The organism is Primorskyibacter sp. S87, assembly GCF_049801055.1.
GTDB lineage: Bacteria > Pseudomonadota > Alphaproteobacteria > Rhodobacterales > Rhodobacteraceae > JBNAGF01.
This window is the reverse complement of sequence record NZ_JBNAGF010000002.1, coordinates 281,499-295,949: the sequence shown is the minus strand read 5'-3', so window position 1 is coordinate 295,949 and position 14,451 is coordinate 281,499. Positions and strand designations below refer to the sequence as shown.

Here is a 14,451-nt window from a genome sequence, read left to right as displayed (position 1 = left end):
GATGCACTCCGATCCGGATGCGGCAGCCGGGGGCGAAATCCCCCGGCTTTTCTTTTTTAACGGGGGCTTCCTGACCCAGTCCCGACTGCGCCGCATCCTGTCTCTGGCCGGGTATCGGCTGACCCTGGGTATGCCTGGCCCCAAGGACATGGTTGCCGTCTGGGGCCAAAGCCCCACCGCCCATCGTGGGGAACAGATTGCCGCCAAACGGGACGCGGCGCTTCTGCGCGTCGAGGATGCGTTTCTGCGATCGCTGCACCCCGGCCGGGCCGGTGAGCCACCGCTGGGGCTGTGCCTTGACCGTTCGGGCGTGCATTTCAATCCCGACACACAATCCGATCTCGAACAGCTCTTGTCACGGCACCCTCTGGACGACACGGCGTTGCTGGATCGGGCGCGCGCCTGCATCGCCCGGCTGAAAGAGGCACATCTGACCAAATACAGCGCCGTTGACACCGAAGACGCGTTGCCGGACCCCGGCTATGTTTTGGTTGTGGACCAGACGCAGGGGGACGCATCCGTCGTCGCCAGCAAGGCCGACGCGGCCACGTTCCGCGAAATGCTGGTCTTTGCTCAGGAGGAAAACCCGGGCGCTCGCATTGTGATCAAGACCCACCCGGAGACCCGCGCCGGTTTCCGGTCTGGCTATTTCGACGCGACACATACCGCGCGGCATATCATGCTCTGGGACAAACCTTGCAGTCCGTGGTCGCTTCTGGAAGGCGCAGTAGGCGTATACACCGTGTCCTCACAGCTAGGGTTTGAGGCCATTCTTGCCGGTCACAAACCACGGGTTTTCGGACAGCCCTTTTACGCGGGCTGGGGACTGACACGCGATGAACATCCAGTGCCGCGCCGCGAGCGCCGACTGACTCGTGCTCAGCTTTTTGCTGCTGCGATGATCCTCTACCCAGTTTGGTATGATCCCTACCGGGACGAGCTGTGCGAACTGGAAACTGCTCTGGACACGCTCGAGGCACAGGCCCGGGCATGGCGGCAGGACCGACATGGCTGGGTGGCGACCGGGATGCGATTGTGGAAACGCCGCCCACTGCAGAAGATGTTTGGGCAGCAGCAAAGAATGATCTTTTCCGAGGATATTGAGCGCGCCAGCACCCTGCCCCGACCGTGGATGGTATGGGCTGGCAAAGCCACAAACGCCCATGCCAAGGCCGTGCGGGTCGAAGACGGGTTCCTGCGCTCGCGCGGGCTTGGTGCGGAACTGGTTCCAGCGCTTTCACTCGTCGCAGATCGCAAGGGTATCTACTATGACCCCTCGCAACCCAGCGAACTGGAAGACTGGATCACCCGGCGCGAAAAGCTGCGGCCAGATCAGCAGCTGAGGGTGGAACGCCTTGTGCAAGATCTGATCCGGGCCGGATTGAGCAAATACAATCTCGGGGCCACTTGCCCGGAATTGCCGTCGGGTCGGAAAATTCTTGTGCCTGGACAGGTCGAGGACGACGCTTCGATCCTGAAGGGTACGGATAAAGTCTCGACAAACCTGACCCTGCTGCAAACCGTGCGTGCCGCCAGACCCGAGGCTACGATCATCTACAAGCCCCACCCAGACGTCGAGGCCGGATTACGCGTGGGATCCATTGATGCAAAGCTGGCAGACATGGTGCTGACCCAAGTTGATCCGTCTGCCATTCTCGACGAGGTCGACGAAGTTTGGACAATGACCTCGCTGATGGGATTCGAAGCCTTGCTGCGCGGTGTCCGGGTCACGACACTCGGTACACCATTCTATGCCGGATGGGGCCTGACCACCGACCTCGGAACCGTACCGGACCGGCGCAAAGCAAGGCCCGAACTGATGGGATTGGCGCACGCTGCCCTAATCGATTATCCCCGTTATCTCGATCCAGTCACTGGACTGCCCTGCCCGGTCGAAGTCGTCGTGGAAAGGTTGCGGGACGGGAAAATCCCCAGCCCCGGACCCATCAACCGGAGCCTTGCAAAACTGCAGGGCCTCTTTGCCACCGCACACCCATTCTGGCGCTGAGACAAAGCGCACGAGGAGCCCCAGCCTATCTCAGGGCACGCGTCCAGCGGTGCAGGGCATCGCCGCCAAGTGGACGGGTTTCGATCAGTTCGAACCGAGGCGCCTGCCTGAGCCGGTCAAGCCCCATCGCCGCCACCGAAGGCAGACCCTCGGCGCCGATGGCCAACCCCGCAGTGAACCCGATCAGTTCGTCCACCAGATCTTCGGCGAGCAGCGACGCCGCCAACGCTGAACCGCCTTCGCAGAAAACCCGGGTCAGGCCTGCTCCGCCGAGTTGCTGTAACACGTCGCCCACATCCAACTGCGTCCCGTGCAAGGCACAAGGGATCAGTCGTGCACCCAGACCCTCCCAGGCCTTGATGCGTTCATGATCCGCCCCGTGCCCATGGCAGAGCCACACCGGAACCTCCTGTGCTGTCCGCGCCATCTGGCTGAGCAACGGCAGGTCCAGGTGACGCGAAATCACCACGCGGACCGGTTGCCGCCCAACGCCCAAGTCCCGCACGGTCAGAGACGGATCATCTGCCCTCGCCGTGCCTCCCCCGACCATCACTGCATCGTGGCGTGCGCGCATCGCGTGTACGGCGCGTCGCGCCTCGGGGCCTGTTATCCATTTGCTTTCACCTGTCGCGGTGGCAATGCGGCCGTCGAAACTGCCCGCCAGTTTCAAAGTGACCAATGGCCTTCCCTGTTCCGTCTTCAGAAAAAAGCCGGCGTGATCGCGTGCCGCCTGATCCGCCATTACCCCGGTCACGACCTCGATATTGGCCTCCCGCAACAGGGAAAACCCCTGTCCCGCAACCCGCGGATCGCTGTCTTCGAGTGGTGACACGACCCGTTTTATCCCGGCAGCAATCAACGCCTCGGCACAAGGCGGCGTTTCGCCATGATGGGCGCAGGGTTCCAAAGTGACATACGCAGTTGCACCCCGCGCCAGGTCTCCCGCCTGCTGCAGTGCCTGTGTCTCGGCATGGGGCCGACCGCCCGGCTGTGTCCAACCGCGGCCAACAATCCGACCATCTCGTACGAGAACACAACCCACAGCCGGGTTAGGCCAGCAATTGCCCTGACCCCGCCGGCCCAGAGACAGGGCCAACGTCATATGCCGGATGTCCTCGGCGTCCATTGCTCAGATCTCCCGTCTCAGGCCCGTTTTTGGATACAGGTTCGAATACAGGCACGGCGTGCGGCTCCGATTATTCCTCGCTGGGGGCGACCGGCGGTCGAAGCTCACTGACGAATTCCTCGAAGTCATCCGCGGCCTGAAAGTTCTTGTAAACGCTGGCAAATCGCACATAAGCCACCGTATCGATCCGAGCCAGCGCCTCCATCACGATCTCGCCGATACGCTTGGATGGGATGTCGGTTTCGCCCATACTCTCGAGCCGACGCACGATCCCCGAGATCATCTGGTCGATCCGCTCCGGATCGATCGGCCGTTTCTGCATCGAGATGCGGATGGACCGCTCAAGCTTGTCGCGATCAAAGTCTTCGCGCTTGCCATTAGTCTTGATCACAACGAGATCGCGCAGTTGCACCCGCTCGTAAGTGGTGAAACGCCCGCCGCAGGCCGGACAGAACCGGCGCCGTCGAATGGCCACGTGATCTTCTGCAGGTCGTGAATCTTTAACCTGAGTATCGATATTTCCGCAAAACGGGCAGCGCATCCGCCGTCTCCTCGTCCCTTGATCCGCCTCTGATTGTGGAGGCTCTGCTCCACTTATCCACAACTATAGGGCACCCTCTAGAGTTTGGGTAGAGGAGAATTTGAAACGCTAGATACAGCCGAAAACGCAAGCCGGAAATTGCTTGGCACAACTCTCAATCTTGTCCTCGAACACCCTTTGGCGCACTGTGCTGGTCGCTTTCCAACACCAAGGAGCATGGACAAGACATGACATCCGATACCGGCGGTGAACCGCCCTGCTTTGCGCACCTGCTTGAACCCGACGCTGCGACCCGCCGCGACGTGATGAGTTGGCGCAAGGCCGAACGCGCGCGTCTTGTCGAACTGCGTCGCTCACTGCCCGTGGCCGCCAGACGTGTTGCCGACAAGCTATTGGGGCAACGGCTCGACGACTGGCTGTCCATGTCCGGTTACTCTGCCGACGATCTGACAATTGCAGTCTATTGGCCCATCCGTGGCGAGCCGGACCTGCGGATTTGGGCCGATCAGTGGCGAACCCTCGGAGCCCGGATCGTGTTGCCCGTGGTTCAGGACACATCTGCCCCGTTGATCTTCCGGCTATGGGACGGGGGGCCGCCCCGCGAACGCGGCATCTGGAATATCCCCGTGCCAAATGCATCCAAGCCCGTGTTGCGCCCGGACGTCATCATCAGCCCGGTTGTCGGGTTGGACAACGCTCTGTTCCGGCTTGGGAATGGCGGCGGATACTACGACCGAACCCTTGCGGCGTTGCGCTATGACAGAGCCAAAGCGATCTGTATCGGCGTCGGCTATGACTTCCTGAGCATACCAACGATCTACCCGCTTCCCCATGACATCGCCATGGATCACGCCATCTTGGTCAAGACCGATACAGATCAGCAAAAGTGAACCGCTACTCGACGCCGGTGCGGGGCTTCCCGATGTTCGAATAGATAGATCCCCTGCCAAGTGCCCAAAACCATTTCCCCGTCTGCCACCGGTATGGTCAGAGAAACCGGCATCATCGCGGATTTGATATGAGCAGGCATATCGTCCGGGCCTTCATACGTGTGGCGAATGTAGGACATGGCGGGATCACTGGTTGGCGGGACAAGGCGCCGGAAAAAGGCCTGCAGATCGCCCTGGACTTCGGGATCGGCATTTTCCTGGATCAACAGGGAACAAGACGTGTGCCGGACAAAGAGCGTCAGCACCCCGTCCGAAATCTGCTGATCGCGTTGCCATGCGCGAACCTCTTGCGTGAACTCGTACAGGCCCGGCCCGGTCGTAGCGATTGCAAACTCGGTCTGCATCTCTGCGCCTTCAATCTTGACCGCGATTACCGGACAGGATCACGCCGACAGTTCCCGTTGGCATTGCTGATGGTCATGCTATCCCCGGGTCGGAACCCGCTGCGAACACCGCCCTCCAGCGGCACCACACCTGCTTTGTCCGGGTAAATCGTGAATTGAATCGCAGTGCGCCGCCCCGTCGTCACACTGGTTCCCTGCCCCTGCACCACGTAAACGCGGGTGCGCCAACCGGCACCAAGCACGCGGCGCGCATATTCGGACGCCGCGCACCAGATATCCCCGGTGCGGGGTGAGTTTTTCGGGATCACCTCAAAGACAATGTCGTCGATCGGGTTGACCTGCGCGCCGTTAAAAGACCGGAAGGCCTCGGCCGGAGTGACCGATACCAGAAGGAGCGACATTGCGGCGGCGAAAGATTGCTTTTTCATGATCAGGTTACCCCAAATGCTGTTGGCCCAAGCCTATCTCGGTCATGCCTGCCATAACAGAGGAAATCACCGTCAAGTATTTCCCGTGGCCCCACAAAATCCTTCAATGGAAGAAATGCCTCTAACTTGCAGTGAGTTGATGCCAATCAAAATTGTTTAGGATTGGCCGCACGGCCAGCTAGCTCAAATCTCTAGTGCAATCTCGCACCGGCTATCAGATTTCGCCACTTTAGGCTATTATGCTCCCTTTTTCAGGGAGATTGTGCCAATGTTCGGTGAAGCAAATAACCCGTTCCAATTTGACTTTGAAAAACCAGACAAAGATCTGATAGATGACCTGCTTGTTCAAACGCAAGCTTTCCTCAGGACGCTTGTTTTCCACGACAAGCCATTCGGGCATGATATCAAATTTGTTGGCGAGGCCCGAAACTACACGCAAAAAGCCTTCGGGGAAGAAGAGGTCGGCGAGTTTGACAAGTTGATAATGAGTTGTCGCGAAAACGTCGCAAAGGTAAATCCGGAAAACCTTTCCGAAGCCGGGCTCATTGGAAATATGCTTCGGGCAAAACTATATCTTTTGGTTAGTTGGGGCGAAAAATTCGTTGCCGGGGTGTGGAGAGCGATCAAGTATTTGTTCAAGGTTTTGAATGCCATACTTGGCTCAATTCAATCTGCGTTGGGCTTGAAGGATGCAATCAAAGAAGCCAAAGATCTCGTCGCAAACGGACTGGACTACATTGACAAAGAAGCGCCTGAATCCAACTAGGATTCAGGCAAGGCTTCTTACTGATCGAGGAAACTGCGCAGCTTGCGAGAGCGGCTGGGGTGCTTCAGCTTTCGCAGTGCCTTGGCTTCGATCTGCCGGATCCGTTCACGGGTGACGCTGAACTGCTGGCCCACTTCTTCGAGCGTGTGATCGGTGTTCATACCGATTCCAAACCGCATCCGCAGAACGCGTTCTTCCCGCGGCGTCAGTGACGCAAGAACACGGGTCGTGGTTTCTTTCAGGTTTTCCTGAATGGCGGAATCCAACGGAAGGACAGCGTTCTTGTCCTCGATGAAATCGCCCAGCTGGCTGTCTTCCTCGTCCCCGATTGGCGTTTCGAGGCTGATCGGTTCCTTGGCGATCTTCATCACCTTTCGGACCTTTTCCAGCGGCATTTGCAGCTTTTCGGCCAGTTCCTCGGGCGTCGCCTCGCGGCCAATCTCGTGCAGCATCTGGCGTCCGGTGCGGACCAGCTTGTTGATCGTCTCGATCATGTGCACCGGGATACGGATGGTGCGCGCCTGATCCGCAATCGAACGGGTGATCGCCTGACGGATCCACCACGTCGCATAGGTCGAGAATTTGTAGCCGCGACGATATTCGAATTTGTCCACTGCCTTCATCAGGCCGATATTGCCTTCCTGAATGAGATCAAGGAATTGCAGGCCGCGGTTGGTGTATTTTTTGGCGATCGAAATCACCAGTCGCAGGTTTGCCTCGACCATTTCCTTCTTGGCCTGACGCGCCTCTTTCTCACCCTTCTGAACCTGCTGAACGATGCGGCGGAATTCCGAGATGTCGAGACCGACATACTGTCCGACCTGTGCCATGTCGGCCCGCAGGTCTTCGACCTTTTCTGTCGAACGCTCGATGAACATCTGCCATCCGCGGCCCGGCTTTTCTGCCATTTCGCTGAGCCAGTTCGGATCCAGCTCGCGGCCACGGTAGGCATCGATGAACTCACGACGGTTGATGCGGGCCTGGTCGGCCAGCTTGACCATCTGGCTATCGATTTGCATGACCCGCCGGTTGATACCGTAAAGCTGGTCGATCAGCGCCTCGATACGATTGTTGTGCAGGTGCAGGCCGTTCACCAGTTCAACGATCTCGGAGCGCAGCGCCTGATAGGTCGCCTCGTCCTTTTCGCTGAACGATCCATCCTCATTCAGCGTGGCCGAGATCCGGCTGTCCTGCATTTCGGAGAGCATCGAAAAGTCGGTGGAAATCCGCTCTAGCGTGGTCAGCACCTGATCCTTGAGCGCGGCTTCCATCGCGGCCAGCGACATGTTGGCCTGATCGTCTTCGTCGTCATCATCATCCTGAGCAATCGGATTTCCGTCGGCATCCAGCTCGGGGCTTTCGTCCTTGTTGGCCGGCTTGGCGGCCTGAACGGTGCTGGTATCCACCACCGGTTCTTCCACGTCGCCGTCTTCGTCCATCTGGTTACCGAAGGTGGCTTCGAGGTCGATCACATCCCGCAGAAGAATGTCCTCGGACAAAAGTTCGTCGTGCCAGATGGTGATCGCTTGAAAGGTCAGTGGGCTTTCGCACAGCCCGGCAATCATCGTGTTCCGGCCAGCTTCAATCCGCTTGGCAATCGCAATCTCGCCTTCGCGGCTGAGCAATTCGACGCTGCCCATCTCGCGCAGGTACATCCGCACGGGGTCGTCGGTCCGATCCAGTTTTTCGGTCTGCGCCGAGGCGACAGTAACCTCACGGTTGCTCTCGGTCGTGGTCAGTTCGGTCGAGCCCTTCTGCTCTTCCTCTTCGGCCTCTTCGTCCTCGATGATGTTGATGCCCATCTCGCTGAGCATGGACATGACGTCCTCGATCTGCTCCGAGCTGACCTGATCGGGCGGCAGCACCTGGTTGAGCTGATCGTATGTGATATAGCCCTTCTCGCGGGCCTCGGCGATCATCTTCTTGACCGCAGCCTGGCTCATGTCGAGCGAGATTTCCTGTTCCTGATCGTCGGGCTTGCGGTCGTCTGTGTTGTCCTTGGCGGCCATTCAGTGCTCCTGCATGGGCTGGGGGCGATTCGGTAAGACCGAATCATTAGCGCGAAGAATTGATTCGGCCACCCGTTTACCCGTTTTTTTCTACCGGTTCCTTAGCAAAAGGTATTATTTTTGCCCTTTGTTGTATGAGATCTTCTCCAGAAGCGCATCCAGCTTCTCGCGTTCCTCACGATTGATTCGCGCACCATTGTCCCCGGTGTCGTAGATCGTCTTTTCTTCGTTCTCGCTGCGGGTCGCACGGTTCAACGCCTCGGCAGCCTGTCCCAGTCGCCAAGTGAACGCTTCATCTTTCGCTTCTGAAAACTCTTCCTGAGCTTCAGCGATCTCTGCTTGCCATCCTCGGTGCGCGTCGAGTTTCGCGAGTTCTTCGGCCAAGGTCATTCGGGCCAGGTCTTCGTCGCCGGGTCTGCGCACACAGGGGCTGATGGCCACATGGCGAAGGGCATGCAGGTTTTCAAGGGTTTCGGGGCCAAGAGCCTGATCAATTCGTTCGCGAAGTGTCTCTGGTGCCGCAATTCCTTCCCGCAGAACCAGATCACGCAGCAAGGCGTGATCCGGGTCCGAGCAGGAAATCTCTTCGAGCTTGTGTTCGAATTCGACGATCACCTGCGGCGTCGCAATTGCCGAGGCCAGTATCACCGCCACGCGCATCCGGTTCCGGGCCTCTTCGTCCCCAGCGACCAAAAGCGAAGATTTCACGCCCTGTGTCGCCGGCGCCCGTTCGGCCTGCCAGTTCATCCGCCGAGCGCTCTGTCTGCCCTGTTTCGCAGGTCGCTGCGGACGGAACAGCTGCCAGCGCAGATCCTTGATTTCCTGCCCGTAATGGCTGCGGATCGACGGATCGCGGATCAGCTTGATCTTTTCGCGCAAAGCTTTGTCCAATGCGGCCTTGCGCTCCGGGCTATCAAAAACCTTGCCTTCAGTCTCACGCTGCCAGAGCAATCGCACCATTGGTATTGCCTGATCCAAAACCTTCTGAACCGCTGCTGACCCTTCGGCCCGGATCAGATCGTCGGGGTCCTTGCCTTCGGGCATCAGAGCGAAACGGACCGACTTTCCCGCCTCAAGCAGCGGCAACGCGATGTCGATCACACGCATTGCTGCCCTCAGCCCGGCTGCATCACCATCCAGCGCGATGACCGGTTCATCGGCGATCCGCCACATCAGTTGCAGCTGCGGTTCGGTGATTGCAGTGCCTAGCGGTGCAACACTTGCGCCAAAACCGGCCTCAGCCAATGCAATCACATCCATGTAACCTTCGGCGACAATGAGCGGCTGGCCCTGCCCCGCCGCCGCGCGCGCGGGGCCGTGGTTGTAGAGGCTGCGCCCCTTGTCGAACAACTCGGTCTCGGGCGAATTGAGGTATTTCGCATTGTCATTCGGATCCATCGCCCGACCGCCAAAGGCAATACATCGCCCGCGAGCGTCCCGGATGGGGAACATGATCCGGTTGCGGAAAGAGTCGTAGGGCTTGCCACCCTTGTTCGACGGCTTGGCCAGACCCGCGCCAAGGATCAGGTCTTCGGCAACTCCCTTGCCACGCAAATGGTCCCACAGGTTCTGCCAGCCTTCCGGTGCAAAGCCGATCTCCCAACGTTCCAATGCCGGGCCGGCCAACCCGCGCCGGGCCACATAATCCCGTGCCGCCGCGCCTGCTCCGGTGTTCAGCTGCAGACGGAAATACTGCACCGCCTGCTCCATGACCTCGGCTAGCTGCGTCCTGCGGTCCTGTTTCTGCTGCGCTTTCGGATCGCGGGCGGGCATGGTCATGCCGACCTCGCGCGCGAGGATCTCTACGGCTTCCATGAACGAGACATTCTCGCTGTCCTTGATAAAGCCGATGGCGTCGCCCTTGGCGTGACAGCCAAAGCAGTAATAAAAGCCTTTCCGGTCATCGACGTGAAACGACGCCGTCTTTTCATGGTGGAAGGGGCAAGGCGCCCACATGTCTCCCTTGCCCTGATTGGATTTGCGCATGTCCCACATGACCTTGCGCCCGACAACCTGTGAAAGGCTGGCACGGCTGCGCAGTTCATCCAGAAATCCGGGGGGCAGAGACATTGTACAACTCTGGCAGATCGGGACGGAAAGGCCAAGCGCCCGGTGCGAAACCGGGGCATCTTGAGCCGGCAGGTTCCGGCGGTTTTTACTGTTTCAGGCACAGCTCCAGCCACGCGGCCGAAAGATCCTTTGTCCGGATATCCTTCATCTTCTGCTCATAGACCCAGGGCGTCATGAGAGGGATTGCCTTGTTGTAGTTGTCCGGCCATGCCGGATTGGTGGCGGCAATGGCATCGGGCACCCCGCGTTCCTTTACCCGGTCGAGCCGGGCCTGTTGGATCGCGGCAACAACCTGAGCCTGATATTGGCAACTCTGCGCTTTGCTGTCGGCGGCGAGAACGGGTAACGCCGGGGCAGAAATTAGGGCGGCGAACAAAACGGAACGGATCATCAGCGGCAGACTCCGGAATCAGTTAACACGCGCAGATTAACCTTGTGCGGCGACGGCTTCCATCGCCGTTTTAAGATCATGTATCAAAGTTCCGATCATGGAGCGGAACACAAGGATCCGGAACCGCTCGTCTCCCAGTCGCGTAATTGAAGCGGTCATGTGCCCCAACTGACTGCGCACTGTGTGTCCGCGCCGGAAATGCGGCTGACGCAGATCAACCGGAACAAGACGGGCCAAAACGTCCACTGCACCATCGCCGTTCAGGTCGACAACTGCCCAGGCGTCGCTTTGATCAACCAAAGCGGCGTGATCCGCCAGCGACGTGTCCGGTTCCGGCCCGAGCAGCATCGCCTGCCCGCGCCCGAACCATATCGCGCGGGCTCCCTGTTTTCCGGTCGCCCGGTTAGGGGCTGGAAAGCTCATTCCGTGAAGCTGCTCCAAGGCCGTCGACAATACCGCCTCTTTTTCATTGAACGGCAGAAGAGCCGTCATTGTCCCCGGATCCACCTCTTTCACATCCATCTTTCCGATGGTCAGAGGCAACATCCCCTCACCGGGCGTTCTGGCAACCAGCTTATCCACGCACACGCCCTCCCTCGGGGTCGAAGAACACCGGTCCCGTTACCTCGCACAGGGTTTCCACCCCGCGCAATCCGTCCACCATTCGGATCACTTCGCCAATCCGTTCCGGTCCATGTGTCAGGAACCCGAGCCCGATCATGTGACCTAATGTCGGAGAATGGCAGACCGAAGAAACGTAACCCTGATCATAGATCCGTTGTGCCGGGTCATCCTTGTTATATAGATGCGCACCAGCCAGCAGTTGCTGAACGGCCCCGACCGGTTTCAGCCCGATCAGACGTTCGCGCGCGGGATCCTGCAGCCCGGGCCTTTGCGACAGCGTCCTGCCAATACAGTCCTTTTTGGCGGACACCATCCCCGCCATTCCCAGATCAAACGCCGCCACGCGGCCGTCAATTTCGGCATGGGTGATGAACCCCTTTTCGATCCGCAGAACGTTCAGCGCCTCCATCCCGTATAGCCCGCCGCCCAGCGCCTCGGCCATCTTGGTCAGGATCCCGAACAGACTGGCACCGAACCGCGCCGGGACAGCGATTTCGTAGGCATGTTCGCCGGAAAAGGATATCCGGAACAGGCGGGCTGAAACACCGTGCACCCTAACCTCTCCGCAGGCCATAAAGGGCCATTCACCATCGTCCAGCGGATTGTCCAGCAGCTCGTTCAGCAAGTCCCGCGATCTTGGGCCGGCAACGGCAAATTGCGCCCATTGTTCTGTGATCGAGGCAAAGCGCACGTCCCATTCCGGGCGCAGCACCTGTTGAGCGTGGTCAAGATGCTGCATCACTTCGCCAGCGGCAGCGGTTGTCGTGGTCATGACAAAGTGGTTCTCGCCCAGACGCGCCGTGGTGCCGTCATCCATGACATAACCGTCTTCGCGCAGCATCAAGCCATAGCGAACACGGCCTGCCCTGAGGTTCGAAAACCTGTTCGAATAGACGAAATCAAGGAATTGTCCGGCATCGCGCCCCTGGATATCGATCTTTCCAAGCGTGGAAACATCGCAGATTCCGACGGCATGGCGCACATAACCAACTTCGCGATCGCAGCTCTCGCGCCAGTTGGTTTCATTGGCCTCCGGAAAATAGCTGGGCCGATACCAGAGCCCGGCTTCGATCATTGGCGCACCGCGAGCCTCTGCTGCCCGATGTGATGTAGTAAACCGTTCGGGGGCGAAACTCCTGCCCTCTCCACCGGCGCCCATGGCTGCGATGGGCACAGGACTATAGGGCGGCCGGAACGTGGTTGTCCCGGTTTCGGATATACCTCGCCCCGTGGCATCGGCGAGCACGGCCAGCGCCGCAACGTTCGAGCTCTTGCCCTGATCGGTGGCCATGCCCTGTGTGGTGTAGCGCTTCATATGCTCTACAGAACGGAAGTTCTCGACTGCTGCCTGCTTGACGTCTTTCACGGTCACATCGTTCTGAAAATCGAGCCACGCCCGCCCCCTCCCGGGAACTGCCCACAGCTGGGCAACGCGGTATTCGTCATCTTCGGCTTCGGGCGGATCGATCTTGGGCATCTTGAGCCCGAGATCATCCAAGGCCCGGCCGGCGGCCTCCACCCCTTCACGCAGGCAACCTGCTGTCGAAAACACGCCGTTGGCGGCCCCGGCGGCATCAAGCCCGGGCACAGCGCCGGGGGTCGGAACAAAAGCTGCCAGATCCCGTCGCCATTGAGGCCGGCTGTTCATGTGGCAGGTCAGGTGCAGAGATGGGTTCCACCCGCCCGACATGGCCAGACAATCCGTCTGGATCTTTTCTTCGCCGCCGACCCGGCGGACGGTGATGCTCTCCAATCCGCGGCGTCCCGAGCTGCCGCAAACCTGCGCGCCGCGGTAAACCGGAAACGCATCCGAATTCGGCGCGTCGCTGCGGCTGTCGATCAGGGCTGCAACGTGAATGCCTGCGGCCGCCATGTCATGGGCCGTGCGGTGAGCGCTGTCATTGTTGCCGAACACGGTGATCCGCTTGCCGGGGCTGACTCCCCAGCGGTTGAGATACGCCCGAACCGCTCCGGCCGCCATGATGCCGGGCCGGTCGTTGTTGCCAAAAGCTATTGGCCGCTCCAGCGCTCCGGAGGCAAGCACGGCACGACGGGCAACGATCCGCCAGAATGTCTCCAGCGGAGCTCCGAAAGCGCGTGCGCCGGTATGGTGCGACACCCGTTCCAAAGCAGCGAAGGTTCCCTGATCATAGGCACCCGAGACCGTGGTACGCGGCATCAGCCTGACGTTCTCCAGCGCCGCCAACTCATCAAGCACCCCGTCAGCCCACTGGTGCCCCGGCTGACCATCTATTTCGTAGGTTTCGGCAAGCAAGCGCCCACCCATCCTGTGATCTTCATCGGCCAAGATCACGTCGGCACCGGCCCGGGCCGCGGTCAGCGCCGCCATCAGGCCCGTTGGCCCTGATCCGATCACCAGCAGGTCGCAAAACGCATAAGCCTTTTCATACCGCTCACCCGAAGACTGACCGGACAGGGCACCCAGACCTGCGGCGCGCCGGATTGCCGGCTCATATAGTTTTTCCCAGAAGCTTTGCGGCCACATGAAAGTCTTGTAGTAGAAACCAGCCCCGAGGAACGGAGCCGCCAGGTCATTGACCGACAGCAGATCCCATTCGAGCGACGGCCATCGGTTCTGGCTCTGGGCCTCCAATCCCGCATAGATCTCTTGCGTGGTCGCACGCACATTCGGATCCTGTGCCGGGCCGATTCCCACCGTCACCAGCGCATTCGGTTCCTCGCTGCCCGCCGTCAGAATGCCTCGAGGTCGGTGATACTTGAATGACCGCCCCACCAAGCGCACGTCATTGGCCAGCAAGGCCGAAGCAAGCGTATCACCCTCGAAACCGGCAAGCCGCTTTCCGTCAAACGTGAACGGAATGGATTTTCTGCGGTCGATCAGGCCTTTGCCGGAAACCCTCATGTGCCTGCCCCCCCGCCTGGTTCAGCGTCGGCAAACGCAACGTCGATCACATCATGGCTGACCGTATTCCGCGTCACGACAAGCCAGCTGCCGCATCCGCCCGAATGATACCACAGCTCGCGGGTCTCGCCGGCGGGATTCTCGCGCAGGAAAACATAGGCGTCCCACTCCGCGGCATCGCCGTCCGGAGCCGGTCGCGGCAATGCGGCGCCCTTGCAATAGAATTCGCGGCGGTCACGGGGGCCGCATAGCGGACAGTTCAACCTCATACGCCCGCCCCCCTTTTCGTCTTTTCCACCGAATACTGTTC

Annotated in this window: 13 protein-coding genes; 3 read left to right on the top strand and 10 right to left on the bottom strand. The window is 59.7% G+C overall.

The genetic code is table 11. The features are described from left to right. Position 1: 1 nt before the first annotated feature. A complete protein-coding gene (locus tag ACP15U_RS04910) occupies positions 2-2,008 on the top strand; it encodes a capsular polysaccharide biosynthesis protein (protein ID WP_425044021.1) in 2,007 nt (668 codons plus the stop codon). Positions 2,009-2,033: 25 nt separating this feature from the next. Here ACP15U_RS04910 and ribD read toward each other — a convergent pair whose 3' ends face one another. Both ribD and nrdR read right to left on the bottom strand, forming a co-directional pair. Then, on the bottom strand, positions 2,034-3,134 hold the full coding sequence (ribD, locus tag ACP15U_RS04905; RefSeq protein WP_425044020.1) for a bifunctional diaminohydroxyphosphoribosylaminopyrimidine deaminase/5-amino-6-(5-phosphoribosylamino)uracil reductase RibD: 1,101 nt from the start codon (positions 3,132-3,134) through the stop codon (positions 2,034-2,036). A gap of 70 nt (positions 3,135-3,204) precedes the next feature. Continuing rightward, complete coding sequence (nrdR, locus tag ACP15U_RS04900) at positions 3,205-3,675, bottom strand: transcriptional regulator NrdR (protein WP_425044019.1); 471 nt, start codon at positions 3,673-3,675, stop codon at positions 3,205-3,207. Between the two features lie 227 nt (positions 3,676-3,902). Here nrdR and ACP15U_RS04895 point away from each other — a divergent pair, with 227 nt between their 5' ends. Continuing rightward, positions 3,903-4,565, top strand: a complete 663-nt coding sequence (locus ACP15U_RS04895; RefSeq protein ID WP_425044018.1) for a 5-formyltetrahydrofolate cyclo-ligase — start codon at positions 3,903-3,905, stop codon at positions 4,563-4,565. Here the strand turns inward: ACP15U_RS04895 and ACP15U_RS04890 are convergent. Next, entirely contained in the window at positions 4,553-4,969 is a 417-nt protein-coding gene (locus ACP15U_RS04890; protein ID WP_425044017.1) for a secondary thiamine-phosphate synthase enzyme YjbQ, read from the bottom strand. The two genes, ACP15U_RS04895 and ACP15U_RS04890, sit on opposite strands and share 13 nt — an antisense overlap. A 26-nt stretch (positions 4,970-4,995) precedes the next feature. Continuing rightward, positions 4,996-5,397 carry a hypothetical protein gene (locus ACP15U_RS04885; RefSeq protein WP_425044016.1) on the bottom strand — a complete coding sequence of 134 codons (402 nt, stop codon included), beginning with the start codon at positions 5,395-5,397 and terminating at the stop codon, positions 4,996-4,998. Positions 5,398-5,665: 268 nt separating this feature from the next. Between ACP15U_RS04885 and ACP15U_RS04880 the strand changes: the two genes are divergently transcribed. Next, positions 5,666-6,163 (top strand): hypothetical protein, encoded by a 498-nt coding sequence (locus ACP15U_RS04880; RefSeq protein WP_425044015.1) that lies wholly within the window; start codon positions 5,666-5,668, stop codon positions 6,161-6,163. A gap of 17 nt (positions 6,164-6,180) precedes the next feature. Here ACP15U_RS04880 and rpoD read toward each other — a convergent pair whose 3' ends face one another. From rpoD to ACP15U_RS04850, 6 genes are all read right to left on the bottom strand, one after another. Then, the gene (gene rpoD, locus ACP15U_RS04875) at positions 6,181-8,172 is read right to left on the bottom strand and encodes an RNA polymerase sigma factor RpoD (protein WP_425044014.1); all 1,992 of its coding nucleotides are present in this window, start codon (positions 8,170-8,172) and stop codon (positions 6,181-6,183) included. A 114-nt stretch (positions 8,173-8,286) separates the two neighbouring features. After that, on the bottom strand, positions 8,287-10,242 hold the full coding sequence (gene dnaG, locus ACP15U_RS04870) for a DNA primase (RefSeq protein WP_425044013.1): 1,956 nt from the start codon (positions 10,240-10,242) through the stop codon (positions 8,287-8,289). An 85-nt stretch (positions 10,243-10,327) separates the two neighbouring features. Continuing rightward, positions 10,328-10,633, bottom strand: a complete 306-nt coding sequence (locus ACP15U_RS04865; RefSeq protein ID WP_425044012.1) for a hypothetical protein — start codon at positions 10,631-10,633, stop codon at positions 10,328-10,330. 36 nt (positions 10,634-10,669) lie between these two features. Next, positions 10,670-11,215 carry a sarcosine oxidase subunit gamma gene (locus ACP15U_RS04860; protein WP_425044011.1) on the bottom strand — a complete coding sequence of 182 codons (546 nt, stop codon included), beginning with the start codon at positions 11,213-11,215 and terminating at the stop codon, positions 10,670-10,672. Continuing rightward, a complete protein-coding gene (locus ACP15U_RS04855; RefSeq protein WP_425044010.1) occupies positions 11,208-14,141 on the bottom strand; it encodes a sarcosine oxidase subunit alpha family protein in 2,934 nt (977 codons plus the stop codon). The genes ACP15U_RS04860 and ACP15U_RS04855 overlap by 8 nt, the downstream gene beginning before the upstream one ends. Continuing rightward, the gene (locus ACP15U_RS04850) at positions 14,138-14,410 is read right to left on the bottom strand and encodes a sarcosine oxidase subunit delta (RefSeq protein ID WP_425044009.1); all 273 of its coding nucleotides are present in this window, start codon (positions 14,408-14,410) and stop codon (positions 14,138-14,140) included. Before ACP15U_RS04850 ends, ACP15U_RS04855 begins: the two co-directional genes overlap by 4 nt. Positions 14,411-14,451: the final 41 nt, after the last annotated feature.

Excerpts from the sequence above, each read along its gene's own strand:
- ACP15U_RS04910 (WP_425044021.1), top strand. The coding sequence starts at position 2 with ATGCACTCCGATCCGGATGCGGCAGCCGGGGGCGAAATCCCCCGGCTT.
- ribD (WP_425044020.1), bottom strand. The coding sequence starts at position 3,134 with ATGGACGCCGAGGACATCCGGCATATGACGTTGGCCCTGTCTCTGGGC.
- nrdR (WP_425044019.1), bottom strand. The coding sequence starts at position 3,675 with ATGCGCTGCCCGTTTTGCGGAAATATCGATACTCAGGTTAAAGATTCA.
- ACP15U_RS04895 (WP_425044018.1), top strand. The coding sequence starts at position 3,903 with ATGACATCCGATACCGGCGGTGAACCGCCCTGCTTTGCGCACCTGCTT.
- ACP15U_RS04890 (WP_425044017.1), bottom strand. The coding sequence starts at position 4,969 with ATGCAGACCGAGTTTGCAATCGCTACGACCGGGCCGGGCCTGTACGAG.
- ACP15U_RS04885 (WP_425044016.1), bottom strand. The coding sequence starts at position 5,397 with ATGAAAAAGCAATCTTTCGCCGCCGCAATGTCGCTCCTTCTGGTATCG.
- ACP15U_RS04880 (WP_425044015.1), top strand. The coding sequence starts at position 5,666 with ATGTTCGGTGAAGCAAATAACCCGTTCCAATTTGACTTTGAAAAACCA.
- rpoD (WP_425044014.1), bottom strand. The coding sequence starts at position 8,172 with ATGGCCGCCAAGGACAACACAGACGACCGCAAGCCCGACGATCAGGAA.
- dnaG (WP_425044013.1), bottom strand. The coding sequence starts at position 10,242 with ATGTCTCTGCCCCCCGGATTTCTGGATGAACTGCGCAGCCGTGCCAGC.
- ACP15U_RS04865 (WP_425044012.1), bottom strand. The coding sequence starts at position 10,633 with ATGATCCGTTCCGTTTTGTTCGCCGCCCTAATTTCTGCCCCGGCGTTA.
- ACP15U_RS04855 (WP_425044010.1), bottom strand. The coding sequence starts at position 14,141 with ATGAGGGTTTCCGGCAAAGGCCTGATCGACCGCAGAAAATCCATTCCG.
- ACP15U_RS04850 (WP_425044009.1), bottom strand. The coding sequence starts at position 14,410 with ATGAGGTTGAACTGTCCGCTATGCGGCCCCCGTGACCGCCGCGAATTC.